We start from the raw sequence: 17,973 nt of genomic DNA on the forward strand, positions 1-17,973 counted from the left end.
TGGTCTGTCCCGCCACTGCCGCCAGGGTGACCCCGGCTCCGGCGTTGAGCAGTCGCCTGCGTTCCATGCGTCCCTCTCCTGTTCCGGTGGTTCGGATCGCCTCACACGACCGGTGGCAGGGCCGTGCCGACCTTCAGGTCGAACAGCTCCGCCGCGTTGCGCCACAGCACTCGCTCCAGCTCTTCCTCCGTGAACCGCGCGTCCCGGACCACGCCCAGGGACACGCAGGGGTCGATCAGGGTCGCGTCGGTGCCGAACAGCATCCGTTCGACGGGGACCCCGGCCTCGCGGGCGTACGCGATCCGTCCCGCGTCGGTGGCCGTGCGGCAGTGCTCCAGGTAGAGGCGGTCGCAGGCGGCCGCGGCGTGCGCCGCCTCGCGCCAGGCGTCACCGCCCGCGTGGCCCATGATGACGCGCAGCCCGGGCCGCGCGTCGACGAGTTCGGGCAGAAGGGTGACCTCGCGGCCCCAGGTGTGCAGCAGCAGCGGTACGCCCGCCTCGGCGACCACGTCGAAGGCCTCGGCCATCTCGCGGCAGCCGGGCATCCGCCCCGGGTAGTGGGTGTGGATCTTGGCACCGACGAACCGGCCGGTGTCCAGGCAGCGCCGGAGGTCGGCGGCGCTCTCCTCGATGCGGTTGGGGTTGACGACGGCGTACCCGTACAGCCGGGGCCGGGTCTCCAGCGCCTCGCGGAGGGCGGCGTTCCCGGCGACCGCGTCGTACACCACGGCTTCGGACGCCGAGACGATCTGCAGGTCGATGCCGTAGCGGTCCATCAAGGCGAGGTTGGTGTCCGCGTCACCGGTCGTCAGGTGGAACTGCCAGCGGCCCACGTGGGCGTGCACATCGATGATCGGCATCAGGCGAGCAGCTCCTCGACGTTCTTGGTGGCGATGGCGGCACGGTCGTCGGGCGAGATGTCGGCGTACCGCAGCTTCAGCGTCTGCGGCGAGATGTCCATGAAGGGGGTGCGGGAGCCGAAGACCAGGTGGCGGGAGCCGACGGCGCCGACGACCCGTTCGATGGAGTCGGGGCCGGACAGCATGCGGGTGGTGGCCCGGAAGCCGGGCTCCTCGCGGGCCATGAGGAGGAAGTCGGCGAGCAGGTAGGCGTGCAGGTCGAGGAAGACGACGTCCGCGCCGCGCCCCATCAGGGGCGGACCGAAGCGGCGGGGGTCGCCGTCGTGGAGGAGCACCATGCCGCGGCCGATCGCCAGCTCCACCACGTGCCGGTAGCCGGGGAAGCCGGGCTCGGCGGCCTGTTCGAGGGTGAAGAGCCGCAGGAACCGGACCCCGGCGGCGGCCAGTTCGTCGAGGCGGTCCTCCGCGGTCGGGGCGTCGCGCACGTCGACGGTGCCGACGGGCCGCAGTTCCGGGCAGCCGGCGAGGTCGCGGAGCGTTTCGGCGTTGCCCGCCGCGTCGTCGTAGAGCGGGCCGCGGGTGGAGAGCGCCAGGGCGCCCGCGACCGGGGAGGCGCGCAGATGGGCGCGGACCTCGTCGAGGCCGGTGTCGCGGTGGTGGCGGGGCCACGGCCCGTACAGGACGTCGACGTCCCAGCCGACGTGCTCCTCGGGGGTGGGCCTGAGCCATGCGTACGTCCGTTGCGGCGACTCGCTCATGATGCGGCGACCTTCCCCAGCGCCTGCGCGATCCGGTCCACGTCGTCCTCGCGGTAGGCCTCGTTCCACGGCAGAACAAGCAACGTACGGTCGATGAGCCGCTCGGCGCGAGGACACAGGCCCGGCGGGTACCCGGACAGTGCCGGATTGGCGTACAGCGGACGCTCCAGGTAGCCGGGGAGGGCGGGGACGCCGAGCTCCGCCAGCGCGGTGGCCCAGCGGGTGTTGTCGTCGACCAGCAGCGGGACGACCCACCAGGCGTGGCCGGGGTGCCGCCGGGGCATCGTCACGCCGGGCAGCCCGGCGACGGCGGCGGCCAGGCGCCGCGCGCTCGCCCGGCGGCGGGCCACGACGTCGGCGACGCGCGTGAGCTGGACCCGGGCGACCGCGGCGGCCAGCTCGGTCATGCGGTAGTTCAGGCCCATGGTGCGGTGGATGCGGCCCTCGGCGCGGTCCCAGCCCTTGTCCATGAACAGCCGCATCCGGGTGGCGAGAGCGGGGTCGTCGGTGACGCACAGGCCGCCGTCGCCGGCGGTGATGTGCTTGTACTGCTGGAGGCTGAAGCAGGCGACGTCGCCGGCGGTGCCGAGCAGCCGTCCGTCGTCGTCCTCGCCGAGCCAGGCCTGCGCGCAGTCCTCGACGAGCAGCAGTCCGTGCCGGTCGCAGATCTCCCGCAGCCGTACGGTGTCGGCGGCGCCGCCGAAGAGGTGGACGGCGATGACGGCCTTGGTGCGCGGGGTGATCGCCGCCTCGACGGCGTCCGGGTCGAGGTTCCCGTCGTCCTCGCGCACGTCGGCGAAGACGACCCGCCCGCCCTGGGCGAGGACGGGTGCGACCGTGCCGAAGTCGGAGATCGGGGTGGTGACGACCTCGTCGCCGGGGCCGACCCCGGCGGCGGCGACGGCGAGGTGCAGGGCGGCGGTGCCCGAACTGGAGGAGACGGCCTCGGCGCGCCCGTACAGCCGGGCCATCTCGCCCTCCAGCTCCCGGGCCTCGCGTCCGAACGCCCCGCACAGGACGGCCGAGTCGAGGACCCGGAGCACCGCCGCGCGTTCCTCCTCGCCGAACGTCCTTCCCCGGGGGTCCAGAACTGTGGGCAGCGGCATTTCCCGTTGCGGCATCGGGGGATTATCCTCTCGGCAGCACGCGATTATGGCCTGGGCCGAAAGTAGAACCCCTGTCGACGGCCGTCAATCAGGCGTCACCGAGCAAGTCGCACCCGCGAGTACACCCGGCAGAACGGAGACCGACCATGCCGCTCACGGTCGGCGTGATAGGTCCCGAGGACCTGGTCCACAAGGTGGTCGCGGTCGGCGGCCGCGCCGCCGGATCGGCACGGCTGCTGCCGCTGCCGTACCGTCACGAGGACGAGACCACCCGGGTGGTGACGGACGCCCGGTCACGGGCGGACGCGCTGCTGTTCACCGGGGTGGTCCCGCACGCGCTGGCCGACGCGGCCGGGGTGCTGGACCGGCCGGCGATGTACGTGCCGTACAACGGGGCGACGCTGCTGCGGGTGCTGGTGGAGCTGCTGCGGCTCGGGCACGACGTCTCCCGGGTGTCGATCGACACGCTGCGCAGGGACGAGGTCCTGGAGACGATGACGGAGGCCAAGCTGCCCACGGACCGGGTGCGGGTGCTGCCGTACCGGCCCGGCCTGACGTCGCAGGACGTCGTCGACTTCCACCTCGAGGCGCGGGACGCGCAGAAGACCAGGGTGGCCATCACCTGCCTCGGGTCGGCGTTCCACGTGCTGGAGCAGCACACGCACGCGGTACGCCTCGCCCCGTCCCGGCACTCGATACTGGCGACCCTCCAGGCGCTCGTCCTCGCCACGGCCGGACGGCACAGCGGGGACGCGCAGGTGGCGCTGGGCATCGTCGACCTGCCGGCGGGCACCGGGGTGGACGCGCGGCTCCCGGAGGACATACGGGTGCTCGGCGGCAGTCTGGCCGAGCTGCCGGACGGGCGGCGGCTGCTGGTGACGACCCGCGGGGTGCTGGAGACGGCGACGGAGCGGTTCACCCGGATCCCCTTCCTCGACGCCCTGGCGTCCCGGCACGGCTCCGCGTACGTGGGCTTCGGTCTGGGGCGTACGGCGGCGGAGGCGGAGGCGCTGGCCCGGCGGGCCGTCAACCGGGCGCGCTCGGTGGGCCCGGCGGCCGGGGTGGTGTCCATGGCGGACGACGTCGACATCGTGATCGCGCCGGACGCCGCCGGGGTGACGGGCGGTGTCCCCGGTGAGGCCGGGGCCGCCGGTGCCGCCGGGGTGACCGGTGGCGCTTCCGGGGCGGCCGGTGCCGCCGGGGACCGGTCCGCACGGCCGTCCGCCCTCTCGCCGGAGAGCCCCGCACTGCTGGCCCGCCGGGTCGGCCTGCACCCGCAGACCCTGGACCGGCTGCGGGAGCTGACCGCCGCCGACGGGGCCGCGGGCGTGACCGCCCACCGTGTCGCCGAGCACCTGTCCGTGCAGCAGCGCACGGCCCGCCGCATCCTCAAGCGCCTGGAGCGGGCGGGCGTCGCCGTACCGACCGGGAGCCGCCAGGAGGGGCAGACCGGCCGCCCTCCGATCGTCTACCGGGTGCACCTGTAGCCCGCGGCCCACCGATTGCGGCCAGGGCCGAAACCCCGACATCGCAGCCGCCGCGGTGGGAGCGCCGTACGGCGGAGACCAAGGAGCTCGCGCGTGAGAATCGCCTCCTTCCACACCCGGGTCGTCCGTGCCCGCTACCGCCGCCCGTTCGTCATCAGCAGCGGCACCAGCCCCGAACTGGTCAGCCTCGTCGTGGAGGTGCGGACGACCGACGGCGCCTCGGGCTTCGGCGAGGCGTCGCCGATGACCGCGTACACCGGCGAGACCCTCGCGGGGCTCCGCGCGGCGGTGACCGAGCACGTCGCGCCCGCGCTGGTGGGGCGCGACCCGCGCGACCTGGCCGGTGCCCATGCCGCGATGGACACCGCCATCCGGGGGCAGCACCTCGCCAAGGCGGCGCTGGACCTGGCGCTGCACGACCTCGCGGCGCGGGACGCCGGGTGGCCGGCCCACCTGCTGCTGGGCGGCGGGCGGGTGACCGGCCCGGTGCCGACGACATGGGTGGTGGGGCTGGGCACGCTCGACGAGATGGCGGAGGAGGCCGCCCGGTACGCGGCGGCCGGCTTCCGCCACATCAAGCTCAAGGGCGGTGAGGACCCGGCGCTCGACGTGGAGCTGGTGGCCGCGGTGCGCAAGGCGGTGCCGGACGCGGTGGAGCTGTCGCTGGACGCCAACGAGGGGTACGCCCCGGGCGACGCGGCACGCGCGGTGGGCCGGCTGGCGGACGCGGGCCTGGACCTGGTGGAGCAGCCGCTGCCCCGCTGGGACCTGGAGGGGATGGCGGCGCTGCGGGCGCGGGGCGGGGCGCGCGTGATGGCGGACGAGTCGGTCCAGTCGGCGCACGACGCGCTGGAGGTGGTGCGCCGGGGCGCGGCCGACGTGCTGAACATCAAGGTCCTGAAGGTGGGCGGGCTGTACCGGGCGCGGCAGGTCGCGGCGCTGGCCGAGTCGGCGGGGCTCGCGGTGAAGATCGGCACGATGCCGGAGCTGGGCGTGGCGACCCTGGCTGCCGCGCACCTGTCGGCGGCGCTGCCGCACGCGACGGTCCCGCCGGACCTGGTGGGCCCGCTGCTCGTGGAGGAGGAACCACTGGCCCCGGCCGCGTTCGCGTCGACGCCGGGCACGGGAGTGGTGGAGCTGCCGCTCGCACCGGGCCTGGGGCACCAGCTGGAGGGCACCCCCGGCTGAGGGCGTCCCCGCCCAGGCGTATACAAATGAACCGACAAGGGGACGAAGAACGCGGGGGCGGATCAGCACGGTGACGGACAAAGCGGCGGCCGGGGCGGCGGACACGGCCGGTACGACGGACAGGGCCGGTACGACGGACAGGGCCGGTACGACGGACGGGGCCGGTGCGGAGAACGCGCCGGACGCGACGGACTCGGCGGACTTCGCCGGCGCCATGCGCACGAACTCGGCGGGCACGGCGGACACGACCGGCGCGACGGACGGGCCGCAGTCCCCCGACCGGGCGGGCGGGGCCGGTGTGCCCCCGTCGCCGGGGCGGCGGCTGATCAGCGTCGACGTGGCCCGGGCGATCGCCGTGTTCGCCATGTTCGCCGCGCACATCGGCCCGCCCGCGAAGCCGGAGGGCGCGGGCCACCTGCTGGTGGCGTTCGACGGGCGGGCGCCCGCCATCTTCACCCTGATCGCGGGGCTCTCCCTGACGCTCTCGCGCGGCGGCGCCCGGCCGCGCCCCGGCCCGCCGCCGGCCGGCGCGTGGCGCTCCACGCTCATCCGGTGCGCGGTCCTCGCGGCCCTCGGGCTGGCGCTGACCGAGCTGCGGTCGGGCATCGCCGTGATCCTCACGTTCTTCGCCCTGTACTTCCTCGCGGCCGAGCCCCTCGCCCGGCTGGGCACCCGCGCCCTGACGGCGGTGGCCGCCGTGTCGGTGGTCGCCGGCCCCGTCCTGTCGTACGTCCTGGGCCCCTTCTTCGGCTACCGCGTCGTCGGCCGCGGGCGCTATCCGGGCTTCGAGGCCGTGACCAGCTGGTCGAACTTCACCGACGCGCTGGACACGCTGCTGCTGTCGGGCGCGTACCCGTGGCTGACGTACTTCCCGTACGTCGTCGTCGGCATGGCCCTGGGGCGCCTCGTCGACCTGCGCCGCCCCGGTGCGGCGCGCCGGCTCCTCGGCTGGGGGGCGCTCGCCACCGTGGCCGGGCACGGCCTGTCCGCGCTGGCGCTCGGGCCGGGCGGCGGGCGCGAGGTGCTGCTGCGGGCGATCGCGCAGAGCCACGCGTACGCGGTGAACACCCCCGATCCGGTGCAGGCCGTCCTGAACCGGCAGGCGGGGGCGATCCCCAGCACCTCGTGGGCGTGGCTGCTGGTCGACGGCCCGTACAGTCAGACCCCGTTCGAGACCGTCGCCAACATCGGCGCGAGCCTGCTGCTGCTGGGCCTGGCCGTCGCGGTCTGCCGCATCACGGTCCTCGCGGCGCTGCTGCGCCCGCTGGCCGTCGTCGGCACGATGGGCCTGTCGGTGTACGCCGTGCACGTCGTCGCCCGCGCCGAACTGCACCCGCACCACGGCTGGCCGGCCCTGGGCGCCTTCTGCGGGGTCTCGCTGGTGGCGTGCGCCGTCTGGGCGTTCGTCTTCCGCTCGACACCGCTGAGGCGGGGGCCGCTGGAGTGGGCGCTGCACGCGCTCATGCCACGAGCAACCGGTCCCGCAGCCGGGCGGTCACGGCGTCCGTGACGCCGACCCGCTGCCCGAGGTAGCCGCGGACCGACCCGTACCGGGCCGTCAGGTCCGCGAACACCAGCTCCATGACGGCGGCGGGTGCGCGCCCGTACCCGGGCCACTTCAGCTCCCGGCCCGGGTGGGCGGCGCGCCAGTCGGCGGTGAGCCGTTCGGTGGCCAGCTCGGTGAGCGCGAAGTCCTCCCCCACCTGCTCCGCGGACACGCCGAGCAGGGTCAGCACGAACGCGGCGATGAGCCCGGTGCGGTCCTTTCCGGACGTGCAGTGGAACACGACGGGGCCCTCGTCCCCGGCGATGATCTCGATGGCCTGCCGGATCTCCGCGTGCCCGTCCTCGGTCACCTCGGCGAACCGGTCCGCGAGGTACCGCCACGGGTCGAGGGCGGGGTCGATCTCGGCCTGGTCGTACGGCCGGTGCTCGATGCTGCAGTTCGCGTACCGGAACCGGTGCGCCTCGGGCACCCTGCCCTTCGCCTCGATCTCCCACGGGTAGCGCAGGTCGACGACGGTGCGGACGCCCAGCCCGAGGAAGCGCTCCCAGTCGGCCCCCCGCAACTTCCCGAGCGAATCGGCCCGGTACACCTTCCCCCACGCAACGGTCCGCCCGTCGACGGTCCGGTATCCGCCCAGGTCACGGAAGTTGTGCAACCGCTCGAACCCGATGTGCCGCTCCACGCGTACGCCCCCCGTGTTCGCCGACCTGCCCGACGCCGACCGCCCATCGTAGGCGGCGGCGTCGTCGGGGCGGGCGGGGCGGGGCGGGGCGGGCGGGTGTGGTGCGGACCTGGCCCGTCACCCTGCCGTCGGGCCGTGTCCGGGGGTGGGGCGGGTTTTCGGGGTGTCGGGGTGGGTGGTCTGCCAGGAGTGCCAGAGGGACGCGTAGGCGCCGTCCGCGGTCAGGAGCTGGTCGTGGCTGCCGAGTTCGACGATCCGGCCGCGGTCCATGACCGCGATGCGGTCGGCGTCGCGGACCGAGTCCAGGCGGTGCACGATGGAGATCACCGTGCGGCCCTCGATCAGCGCGGCGAGCGAGCGCTCGACGCGGCGGGAGGCGGTGGAGTCCAGGAGTGCGGTGGCCTCGTCCAGGACCAGTGCGTGCGGGTCGGACAGCAGCAGCCTGGCCAGGGCCAGTTGCTGGGCGGCCGACGGGGACACCGGGGCGGCGCCGGGGCCGATCTCGCTGTCGAGGCCGTCGGGAAGGGCGCGTGCCCAGTCGGCCAGCAGGACGGTGTCCAGGGCCTCCCACAGCCGCTCGTCGGGCGGGGCCTCCTCGCGGGCGAGCGTGAGGTTGTCCCGTACGGTGCCGGTGAAGACGTGCTGCTCCTGGGTCACCAGGACGATCTCGCGCCGCAGTTGGCCCACCGGAAGGTCGGCGATGTCGGCGCCGCCGATGCGTACGGTGCCGCGGGTCGGGTGGTGCACGCCGGCCAGCAGCTTGCCCAGGGTGGACTTGCCCGCGCCCGAGGCGCCGACCACGACCAGGCGCTCGCCGGGGGCGATGTCGAGGTCGATGCCGGACAGGACCTCGCGGCCGGGGCCGTAGCCGAAGCCGACGCCCTCCAGCCGGATGGCGTGGCCCTGGGTGGCCGCCGGCGGCCGGGGCTCCTCGCGCGGGAGCCGGTCCACGCCGAGGATCCGGCGGAGCGCGGCGTTGCCGATCTGGAGCTCGTCGGTCCAGGTGAGCAGGTCGTTGAGGGGCTCGCCGAGGGCCTGCACGTACAGCACGACAGCGGTCAGCGCGCCCAGCCCCACGGCACCGCGCTGGTAGGCGAGCCCGCCGATCAGCAGGGTCAGCGCCATGGGCACCATCGTGGCGAGGTCCAGGCTGGGGAACCAGATGGTCTGCAGCCAGGTGGTGCGCTGCCTGGTGCGTACCACCTGGTCGACGGCGGCGCCGTGGCGCCGCACCTGGCGGGGGCCGAGCCCGAGGGCCTCGACGGTGGCGGCGCCGCGCGCGGTCTCGTGCGTGACGGCCAGGACGTCGGCCTCCTGGGCGAGCAGCCGCTCGTAGGCGCGGGTGGCGCGCGGCCGGTACCACCAGGTCGACAGGACCGCGAACGGCACCCCGGCCAGCAGCCCCAGCGCGAGGAGGGGCGAGGTCAGAAGGATCGCCGCGAAGGTGAACACCAGGGTGACGGCGGCCAGGGCGATGCGCGGCACGGCCTGCCGGATGCTCTCGTTGAGCCGGTCGGCGTCGGTGGTGGCCCGGCTGAGGAGGTCGCCGGTGCCGACGCTCTCCACCTCCGACAGCGGCAGCCGGAGGACCCGGCGGACGAAGTTCTCGCGCGTACGGGCCAGGACGCGCTCGCCCAGCAGGGTGGCCTGGGTGCGGGCGGCGCGGGCGAGGAGCGCGTGGCAGAGCAGGATCGCCACGAAGGCCAGGGCCAGCAGGTCGACCCGCCCCGTGGTGGTGCCCGCCTTGACGGACTCGACCAGGTGGCCGAGGAGCCGGGGCCCGACGAGGCCGGCCACCAGGGCAGCGGCGAACAGCGCGAAGGTGAGGAGCAGCCGGGCGGCCTCGCCGCGGAGGAACGCGCCGACCCAGGCGCGGACGTCGGACCGGTCGGCGAGGGGCAGCCGCCCCGGGTGGCCGGACGCGCCGGCGGGACCGGTGCCGGCGCCGGTGGTCGCGGCGGAGGCGGACGGCGGGGCCGGGGAGGCGTTGCCGGACGGGGTGGTGGCGTCGGTGCGGTGGGCGGGGGTCGTCGTCACGAGGGCACTCCTGCGGAGCGGTCGGTGCTGCCGGGGGCTCGGTCCGCGTCGAGGCGGATCTCTCGGTCGGCGACGCCGTGCCACAGCGGGCTGTCGCTGAACACGACGGTGGTCCGCCCGGCGCGCAGCGCGGCCACCCGCTCGACCACCCGGGCCTCGGTGTGGGCGTCGACGGAGGAGGTCGGGTCCTCCAGCACCAGGACGTCGGGGGCCGCGAGCAGGGCCCGCGCGAGGACGAGGCGCTGGCGCTGGCCGCCGGAGAACGTCCGGCCGCCCTCGTCCACCCGGGTGTCCAGCCCCTCGGGCAGGGCCTCGACCACGTCGGCGGCGTCGGCGGCGTGCAGGGCGCGGTCCAGTTCCTCGGGCGACCGGGCGGTCCGGCCGGTCAGCTCCTCCCGCAGCGTGCCGCTGAACAGGGCGTCGGCGGGCCCCGACCGCAGGACGCGGGAACGCAGTTCGGCCGGGTCCACCCGGTCGAGGGGTACGCCGCCGAGCAGGACGGCCGGGGTGTCGTCCCCGGCGACCGGAGGGAAGGTGAGCCGGTCGGCGAGCTCCCCGGTGCGGTCCGCGGGGGCGGTGACCACGGTGAGCCGGCCCGCCTCGGCGGTGACACCGGTGTACGGGTCGGTCAGCGCCGGCGGCCCGGGCGGCAGCGGCCGGGGGTGGACGGGCGGGGTGACGGCCGGGGTGAGACGCAGCAGGGTGCAGACCCGGCCGGCGGCGACCCTGGCCAGGCTCAGCGTCTCCGCGGCCTCGGTCGCGGTGCTCACCGGCAGGGTCAGGAAGGCGGAAGCCCCGTAGAACGCGACCAGTTCACCGGCGGTGATGGTGCCCTGGAGCGCGAGGCGCGCACCGAGCCAGACGATGCCGACGGTGACGAGTCCGGGCAGCAGGACGCCCGCCGCCTGAAGCCACGCCTCCATCCGGCCGGCCGACTCGCCGGCGCGCCGCACCTCCTGGCTGGTGCGGCGGAAACGTTCGGCGAAGCCGGCCTCGCCGCCGATGCCGCGCAGGATCCGCAGGCCGGCGACGATGTCCCCGGCCTGCGAGGTGGCGACGCCCATGTGCTCGCGCTGGGCCTCGTCGCGTTCCTGGAGGGGCCGCAGCAGCGGTCCGATGCCGAGGACGGCCGCGGGGACGCCGATGAGCACGGCGAGCCCCAGCACGGGCGAGGTCGCGGTGAGGGCGACGGCCACGAGCACGGCGGCGAACACCGCGCCGATGGTGCGCCCGACGACCTCGAAGGCGTTGCCGATGCTTTCGACGTCGGCGGCGGCCGAGGCGGCCACGTCACCGGAGCGGGCCTTGCCGCGCAGGGCCGCGCCCAGCCGGACCACTTGGCGCACCAGCACGCGGTGGGTGTACGACAGGGCGTGCGCCTCGGCGCTCACGGCGGCCTGGATGAGCCCGGCGCCGGCCACGGCCTGGAGCACGCCCAGGCCGAGTGCCGTCAGCGACCACAGGTACAGGCCGCCCTGGCCGGCGCCCCGGCCCGCCTCGTCGATGGCCCGTCCGATGACGAGCGGCACGAGGGCGAGGGGCACCATCCAGACGGTGCCGAGCACGGCGCTGAGGACCAGCGGCCACGGCCGGATGCGCACCAGCCACCACAGGTACGCCCAGGGGCCGCGGGCGTCCGCCTCGGGTACGGCGGCGGGCGCCACCGATGCGTCGAAGAGCCGGTTCGTCACAGGTACCGGTCCCGGGTGGCCGCGCGGTCGACCTTGCCGGTGCGGGTGTGCGCCAGCTCGGGCACCGCGACGATCCGGTCGGGGACGAGGTGGTGCGGCAGGGTGGCGCGCAGCCGGGCCCGCAGCGCGGCGGGGTCGGGGGCGGGAGCGGTGGCGGTGCGGTGGACGGGGCCGGTGGCGTCGTGGGCAGGGCCGGTTGCGTCGTGGGCCGAGTCGGTGCCGTCGGCGCCGGTGCTGTCGTGGGGCGCGGGGGCGTCGTCGTGCGGCGCGGGGGCTTCGGGTGCGAGGACCACGAAGGCGACCAGGGCGGTGTGTTCGCCCTTGCTGTGGGGCGCGGCGGCGACCGCGGTCACACCGGGGAGCCGGCCGATGGCCTCCTCGACGTCCAGCAGGTCCACCCGGTGGCCGCGGATCTTGACCTGGTGGTCGACGCGGCCGTGGAAGACCAGGGTGCCGTCGGCGGCCTCGTGCACCAGGTCGCCGGTGCGGTACCAACGGGCGGGGCCGCCGCCGAGGTCCGCCTCGACGAAGCGGGCGGCGGTGCGGGCCGGGTCGTCGAGGTAGCCGGTGGCCAGCTGGGGGCCGGAGACGAACAGTTCGCCGGGGCCGTCGGGTGCGTCCGGGCGGGGCACCACCGCCTGCCGTACGGACGGCAGCGGGCGGCCGATCGGGACGCCGTCCGCGAACGGGTCGCCATCGGAGGGCCGTTCGGCGTCCGCCGGCCCGGCCACGGTCGTTTCGGCCCCCGGGCCGGCGAGGACGGCGCTGTGGGTGACGAGGGCGGTCTCGGTGGAGCCGTACGTGTTGAGCAGCCGGACGCCGTCGGCGCCGAGCCGGTGCCAGCGCTCCAGCATGTCCGGGCGTACCGCCTCACCGCCGATGACGACGGTCTCGACGCTGCCGGGGAGCTTCCGGCCGGTCTCCAGCAGGTGGCCGGTGTAGATGTGCCAGTAGTCGACGGGCAGGTTGATCAGGGTGACCTCGTGGTCGGTGAGGACCCGGTCGAGGTCCGCCTCGGCGTCCCCGTCCAGGACGACCAGGCCGCCCGTCAGCAGCGGCGGGAGGATCTCCTCCAGGCTGGTGTCGCCGTCCGCGCGGGTGAAGTTGAGCGACACGGTGTCCGGGCCGGCCCCGTACCGCTCGATCAGGTGCGGCAGTACGGCGTGCAGGGCGCGGTGGGGCACCGCCACGGCCTTGGGGGCGCCGGTCGAGCCCGAGGTGAACAGCACGTAGGCGGGGTCGTCGGCGCCCACCGGCCGGCCACCGTGCCGGACCGGGGCGCGGGAGGGGGTCCAGCGGGGGCGCAGGACCCGGTCGACGGCGGGCAGCGGGCCGGTGTCGGCGGTGGCGATCAGCTCCCGGCAGCCGAGGGCGCGCAGGGCGTCGCCCGCGCGGCCGGCGTCCTCGCCGGGCACGACCACGTAGCCGCGGCCGGCGGCGAGGACGCCGAGGATCGCGGCGATGTCCCGGACGCTGTGGTGGGTGACGACGGCCACGGGCGGGTGCGGTCCCGGTGTGCGGGTGGCGACGAGGTCGGCCACCGTTCCTGCCCAGGAAGCCAGTTGGCCGTATCCGACGGTCATTCCGTTGTCGATGACCGCCGGCCGCTCGGGGTGCGAGCGGGCGGCGGCGAAGAAGGGATCGAGCACGCTGGGCAGGGTCATGGCAGGTGTCTTCTTCTCTTGTCCGTCCGGGGGGTGTTCAGCTGTCCGCCGCCCCGGCCGCACCGGGTGCCGCCGACCCGTGGCCCACCGCGTCGAGGAGGGCGGTGAGCGCGGCGCGGTGGCGGGCGGCGAGGTGGCGTACGGTCGCCTCGTCGTGCAGGGCCGTGGAGTACCACCACTCGGCGCGCAGCACGTCGTCGTCGGTCGTGGCGATCACCTCGATGAGGTGGGGCCGTGTCCAGTGCGGGGCGGTGATGTCGCCGATGGGCTCCGGTGCCACGTCCGGCAGCACGGTGCGCAGCGGCAGCGCGTCGGCGTCGTCGCCCTCGAAGTCGAAGGAGACGTCGCTGGGCGGGGCAGCGCGCAGGGCGGCCGAGATGCGCGGCCGGCCGTGCCGGCTGAGCGCGCCGAACCCCACTCCCCCGCCGGGCAGGGCCGCGAGGTGGCCGACGGTACGGGCGAGCCGTTCGGCCGCGGTGCCGGGTGCGAGGTCCAGGCGTACGGGCACGGTGGTGGTGAACCAGCCGGTCGTGCGGGCGAGGTGCGAGTCGCCGACGGCCTCCTCCCGCCCGTGCCGCAGGACGTCCACCCGGACGGCCGGCTCGTCGAGCCATCCGGCCAGCGCCTCGCCCAGGGCGTGGAGGACCAGGTCCCCTGGGTGCGCGCGGTGGGCGCGGGCGGCCGCGTCGAGGCGGGCGGTGAGTTCCGGCGGGAACTCCTCCCGGTGCGTGGCGGCCGTGCGGGCGGTATTCACGGCCCGGGGGTCGTCGGGGGTGTGGTCCAGGGGCACGGTCGCGGGGGTGCGTACGACGTCCGTCCACCACTCGGCCTCCGCCTCGGCCTCGGGGGTACGGGCGTGCTCGGTGAGCGCCCGGGCCCACTCGGGGTACGGCGTGCCCTCGGCGCACCGGGCGTCGGTGCGGCCGGCCTCCAGCGCCGTGTACAGCTCCTCCAGGTCCTCCAGGAGGACGGACCACGAGACCATGTCGAACGCGAGCTGGTGGACGACGATCAGCAGCCGCCCCGGCCGGGTCGGGCCCGCGTCGAAGCGGACGAACCGGGCCACCGGGCCGGTCGCCGGGTCGAGGGCGCCCTGTTCGACCGCGCAGCGCAGGGTGATGGCGGCCGCCAGGTCGGCGTCGGCCAGTTCGGAGATGTCGACCGTGTCCAGCACCGGGCCGAGGGCGGCGCCGGGCGGGCCGTCGAGCGCGACGGCCGCCACCTGCTGGCGGGGCCTGCGGGCCGGCGGGGCCACGACGGTGAGGCGCAGCGAGGCGTGCCCGGCGACCAGGCGGCGCACGGCCTCGGCGAACAGCTCCCCGTCGAGCCCCGGCCGGGTGGTGAAGAGCAGGGCCTGGTTCCAGTGGCCGCGGTCGCCGCTCTGCTCCTCCCACGCCTGTTCCTGCGGAGGGGTGAGCGCGACGGGGCCGTGGCCGGCGCCGGGCGGGGCGGTGTCGGCGGTACGCCGCCGGGCGGCGCGTTCGGCGACCAGTTCGGCCAGGCGGGCGGTGGTCATCGTCGGCACGGCCAGCTCCCGCAGCTGCACCCGGACGCCGAAGGCGGCCTCGACGCGGCGGGCGGTGCGGATCAGGTCGAGGGAGTCCACGCCCAGGTCGAGCAGCGGGGCCGACAGGTCCGCCTCCGGTGTGAGCACGGTGTCGCCGAGCCATGCCTCCAGCCGGGCCCGTACGTCCTCGACGGCCGGAGCGGCGGGGTCGTCGCCCGGGTGCTCGGCGTCGGCGGCGGGGTGGTCGGGATCCGTGACCGAGCGGTCGGGGTGTGCGCCGGGGGCGGGGGCCGTGGGCGATTCCGGGGCCGTGTCCGCGGGGCCGGGGCGGGTGGGGGCGGTCATGCGCCGGCCTCGCCGACGGCGCCGTCGGGGCGGCGCACCAGGAACGGCCCGATGGCCAGCGCGTCCATCGGCAGCCGGTGGAAGGTGGCGAGGGCGTCGCGCGGGCTGCACACCACCGGTTCGTCACGGCCGTTGAAGGAGGTGTTCAGCACCACCGGGGTTCCGGTGTGCCCGCCGACCTCGCCGATGAGCCGGTGGTAGAGCGGGTCGACCTCGGCGGAGACGGTCTGCGGCCGCGTGGTGCGGTCGCTGTGCACCACGGCGGGCATGACGGCGGCGCCGGCCTCGGTGACCGGGGTGGTGACGATCATGTACGGGAGCGGGGTCGTCGTGCCGATGAGGGCCTCGGCCGCCTCCTCCTGCATGCTCGGGGCGAACGGCCGCCACGCCTCGCGGTCCTTGATGCGGACGTTGACCCGGTCGCGGGTCCCCTCGGGGTTCGGCACGGCGACCATGCTGCGGTGGCCGAGGGCACGGGGGCCGCCCTCGGCCCGGCCCTGGAACCAGCCGGCGACCCCGCCGGCGGCCAGGACGTCCGCGGTGGCGGCGGCGATGTCCGCCGGTTCGGTGTAGGCGGTGCCGGACGCCTCCAGGACACGGCGGATCGCGTCGGCGTCCCACTGCGGTCCCCAGGCCACCGAACCCTCCATGGGCCGGATGCGGTCGCCCTCCTGGGCCGCGCACCAGACCGCCGCGCCGAGCGAGACGCCCTGGTCGCCGGCGAGGGGCTGGACGAAGAGGTCCTGGACCTCGGGCATGCGCATGAGTTTGCCGTTGAGCGTCGCGTTGAAGCCGACGCCGCCCGCGACGAGCAGGGTGGTCTCGCCGCTCGCCCGGAGCAGGCCGCGTACGAGCGCCATGACCGCGCGCTCCAGGGCCGCCTGGGCCGTGGCCGCGATGTCGCGGTACTCGAACGGGTCCCGGTCGGTGATTTTGGTGTAGCGCCCCACGCGGGGGTCGAAGCGGCGGACGGAGCGGTTGGGGGCGTCCGGCAGCACCTTCTCCAGGTGCCGCAGCCAGTGCCGGATGGTGGCCGTCTCCTCGTCGGTGCTGCCGGTGGACCGCAGGTCGGGCGGCACGACGCCGACGGTGAAGTCCTCGTCCGTGAAGTCGAGGGCGCCGCCGAAGGTGAGGTCCTGGGGGGTGCCGTACGAGGCCAGGCCCATCATCTTGCCCGCGGCGTCGGCGCCGAGGCCGGCGTACTCGCAGACCGCCGCGTAGAAGTAGCCCAGTGACCAGCCGGGCGTGTGGCTGCGCAGGGTCTTGATCTCTCCGTCGATGCCGACGGCGAGCGTGGTGCTCACGTCCTCGCCCTGCCCGTCCAGGACCAGGATCGCGCCGCGGTCCCGCCCGGAGAGGTGGTAGGCGCTCGCGGCGTGGGCGATGTGATGGTTCACGAACGTCAGGCGCGGGTCGCGGGAGCGCGGGAACAGCGCCTTGGGCAGCAGGTGCTCCAGTGCGGCGGCGTCGTCGGCGAACCAGTCCAGACCGCGGTCGCCGAACAGCTTGGGCAGGTCCCAGCCGTGGGCGACGACGTCGATGTCGTCCAGGGTGAAGCCGCCCTCCGCGAGGCAGTGCGCGGCGGCGTTCAGGGGCGCCTCCCCGTAGGCGTGCTTGTTCCTGGTGAAGCGTTCCTCCTCGGCGAGGGCGACGACTTCGCCGTCCACGACGAGGCAGGCGGCACCATCGTGGCTGGCCCCGGGCCAGCCGTTGACTCCGAGCACACGCATGGTCAGTCCCCAAAGGTCGGTCGGGATCATGCGGTGCACCCCGCGCCTCGTGGGCGCGGGGTGCACCGGTCACGCGGACCGATCTTGTCGACCCGGGGAGTTGTACACGACCTTCGACGTTGTGCGGAGATCGGCGGCGAAGATGGCGGACGCCGCCTTGAGCACCTCGTTCGCGCGCCGCAGTTCCTCCACCTCGCTGCGGAGCCTGCGCAGTTCGGCCCGTTCGTCGCGGGTCAGCGCGCCGGGGGCGCGGCCGGTCGGGGAGGCGGCGGGCGCCGGGGCGCCGTGGTCCCGCCAACCGGGGTCCTGGCCGCGGGCCGAGGCCCGGTCCGGGCCGCGGTCCGGGCTCCGGTCCGCGGCACGGGGGTGGCCGCGGTCCGGGGCACGATCCGTGGTCCGGCCGGCGTCGCGGTCGGTTGCCCGGCCGGTGACGCCGTCCGTTGTCCGGTCTGTTGTCCGGCCCGGGGTTCGGTCCGTCGTCCGGTCGGTGGCGCGGTCCGTTGTGCGGTCCGAGGTCCGGTCCGTTGTGCGGTCCGTCGTCCGGTCGGGGCCGCGGTCCGTTGTGCGGTCCGAGGTCCGGTCCGTTGTGCGGCCGGCGGTTCGGTCGGTCGCGCGGTTCTCCTGGCCCCGGTCCGTGGGCCGGTCCGGCACCCGTTCGGAGCCCCGGTCCACCGCCCGTTCCGCGGTCCGGTCCCGGTTCCCGCCCGGACCGCGGTGCGGGGGATGGTCCGCCGCCCCGGCCGCGTGCCGTCCGGGTTCGGGGTCCGGGTGGTGGCCCGGAGGGCTCGGCGCGGGCCGGCGGCGACCGGCACGGAGCGGCTCCCGGGGAGGTTCCCGTTCCGCTCCGCCCGGGCGCCGCCGTCTCAGGACGTCGCGGGCCTCCAGTTCGCTGCTGACACTGTGCCAGCGGCGCGACCACACCTCCTCGTCCCCACCGCACGCGGCCACATAGGCGAGCGTCACCTTCAGCGAGGGTTTGTGCAGCCCCCGCGCGGCCTCGGCGAGGGTGGCCACGGAGTAGTGCGCCCGTTTCGCCATGGTGCGGTACGACGGGTTCCCGGCCCGCCTCCGTAGAATGCGCAAGTCGTGGGCGAACGCCTCCAGTGGTCCTGCAGTTGGGTCCAGTAACCGCTCTGGCCTGGGCATGTTTCCCCCCTGGTACTCGGTTGTCTCGACGAGGCACAGGTCCCGCGGGCCGTACAACCGTGGTCAGCGGCGTCCGGTCCCGACGGCACGATCAGCCGGAGGCTGCCGGCCTCCCGGCAGGGAGACCTTCGCACCCGATCCGGGGTCATTGGTACATGCCAGTGACATACACATCAACTCATCAACCAACTATTCAGGCCAGCGGTCGCAGCCGGTCGCACCGCCCCCCGAGCGCGGTCGTCCGCTCCCCTCCTACCCCACTGGG

13 protein-coding genes are annotated in these 17,973 nt (G+C 75.5%); 3 read left to right on the plus strand and 10 right to left on the minus strand.

The features are described 5' to 3' along the window. Nucleotides 1-101: 101 nt before the first annotated feature. The 3 genes from A4V12_RS23745 to A4V12_RS23755 are packed head-to-tail and all read right to left on the minus strand — an operon-like array spanning nt 102 to nt 2,739. Nucleotides 102-860, minus strand: coding sequence for an amidohydrolase family protein (locus A4V12_RS23745; RefSeq protein ID WP_064071434.1), 759 nt, complete (start codon nt 858-860; stop codon nt 102-104). Next, nucleotides 860-1,618 carry a hypothetical protein gene (locus A4V12_RS23750; RefSeq protein ID WP_064071435.1) on the minus strand — a complete coding sequence of 253 codons (759 nt, stop codon included), beginning with the start codon at nt 1,616-1,618 and terminating at the stop codon, nt 860-862. The genes A4V12_RS23745 and A4V12_RS23750 overlap by 1 nt, the downstream gene beginning before the upstream one ends. Next, on the minus strand, nt 1,615-2,739 hold the full coding sequence (locus tag A4V12_RS23755; protein ID WP_234372316.1) for a DegT/DnrJ/EryC1/StrS family aminotransferase: 1,125 nt from the start codon (nt 2,737-2,739) through the stop codon (nt 1,615-1,617). Before A4V12_RS23755 ends, A4V12_RS23750 begins: the two co-directional genes overlap by 4 nt. 131 nt (nt 2,740-2,870) lie before the next feature. Here A4V12_RS23755 and A4V12_RS23760 point away from each other — a divergent pair, with 131 nt between their 5' ends. The 3 genes from A4V12_RS23760 (at nt 2,871) to A4V12_RS23770 (ending at nt 6,909) form a co-directional block, all read left to right on the plus strand. Continuing rightward, nucleotides 2,871-4,211, plus strand: a complete 1,341-nt coding sequence (locus A4V12_RS23760) for a hypothetical protein (RefSeq protein WP_064071437.1) — start codon at nt 2,871-2,873, stop codon at nt 4,209-4,211. Between the two features lie 93 nt (nt 4,212-4,304). Further along, entirely contained in the window at nt 4,305-5,399 is a 1,095-nt protein-coding gene (locus A4V12_RS23765; protein ID WP_064071438.1) for a mandelate racemase/muconate lactonizing enzyme family protein, read from the plus strand. A gap of 70 nt (nt 5,400-5,469) precedes the next feature. Further along, the gene (locus A4V12_RS23770) at nt 5,470-6,909 is read left to right on the plus strand and encodes a heparan-alpha-glucosaminide N-acetyltransferase domain-containing protein (protein WP_064071439.1); all 1,440 of its coding nucleotides are present in this window, start codon (nt 5,470-5,472) and stop codon (nt 6,907-6,909) included. On the opposite strand, the gene A4V12_RS23775 is transcribed toward A4V12_RS23770, so the two are convergent. The 7 genes from A4V12_RS23775 to A4V12_RS40030 form a co-directional block, all read right to left on the minus strand. Beyond that, complete coding sequence (locus A4V12_RS23775) at nt 6,860-7,588, minus strand: tyrosine-protein phosphatase (RefSeq protein ID WP_064071440.1); 729 nt, start codon at nt 7,586-7,588, stop codon at nt 6,860-6,862. The two genes, A4V12_RS23770 and A4V12_RS23775, sit on opposite strands and share 50 nt — an antisense overlap. 117 nt (nt 7,589-7,705) lie before the next feature. Continuing rightward, nucleotides 7,706-9,625, minus strand: coding sequence for an ABC transporter ATP-binding protein (locus tag A4V12_RS23780; protein ID WP_064071441.1), 1,920 nt, complete (start codon nt 9,623-9,625; stop codon nt 7,706-7,708). Beyond that, the gene (locus A4V12_RS23785; RefSeq protein ID WP_064071442.1) at nt 9,622-11,316 is read right to left on the minus strand and encodes an ABC transporter transmembrane domain-containing protein; all 1,695 of its coding nucleotides are present in this window, start codon (nt 11,314-11,316) and stop codon (nt 9,622-9,624) included. The genes A4V12_RS23780 and A4V12_RS23785 overlap by 4 nt, the downstream gene beginning before the upstream one ends. Then, the gene (locus A4V12_RS23790) at nt 11,313-12,980 is read right to left on the minus strand and encodes an AMP-binding protein (RefSeq protein WP_064071443.1); all 1,668 of its coding nucleotides are present in this window, start codon (nt 12,978-12,980) and stop codon (nt 11,313-11,315) included. The genes A4V12_RS23785 and A4V12_RS23790 overlap by 4 nt, the downstream gene beginning before the upstream one ends. Nucleotides 12,981-13,017: 37 nt before the next feature. Continuing rightward, on the minus strand, nt 13,018-14,832 hold the full coding sequence (locus tag A4V12_RS23795) for a condensation domain-containing protein (RefSeq protein ID WP_064071444.1): 1,815 nt from the start codon (nt 14,830-14,832) through the stop codon (nt 13,018-13,020). Continuing rightward, the gene (locus tag A4V12_RS23800; RefSeq protein ID WP_064071568.1) at nt 14,829-16,562 is read right to left on the minus strand and encodes a carbamoyltransferase family protein; all 1,734 of its coding nucleotides are present in this window, start codon (nt 16,560-16,562) and stop codon (nt 14,829-14,831) included. Before A4V12_RS23800 ends, A4V12_RS23795 begins: the two co-directional genes overlap by 4 nt. Before the next feature lie 69 nt (nt 16,563-16,631). Next, nucleotides 16,632-17,600: a hypothetical protein gene (locus tag A4V12_RS40030; RefSeq protein ID WP_434974783.1), complete on the minus strand. Its 969-nt coding sequence runs from the start codon at nt 17,598-17,600 to the stop codon at nt 16,632-16,634. Between the last annotated feature and the right edge of the window lie 373 nt (nt 17,601-17,973).

The organism is Streptomyces noursei, from assembly GCF_001646665.1.
Taxonomy (GTDB): Bacteria; Actinomycetota; Actinomycetes; order Streptomycetales; family Streptomycetaceae; genus Streptomyces; species Streptomyces lavendulocolor.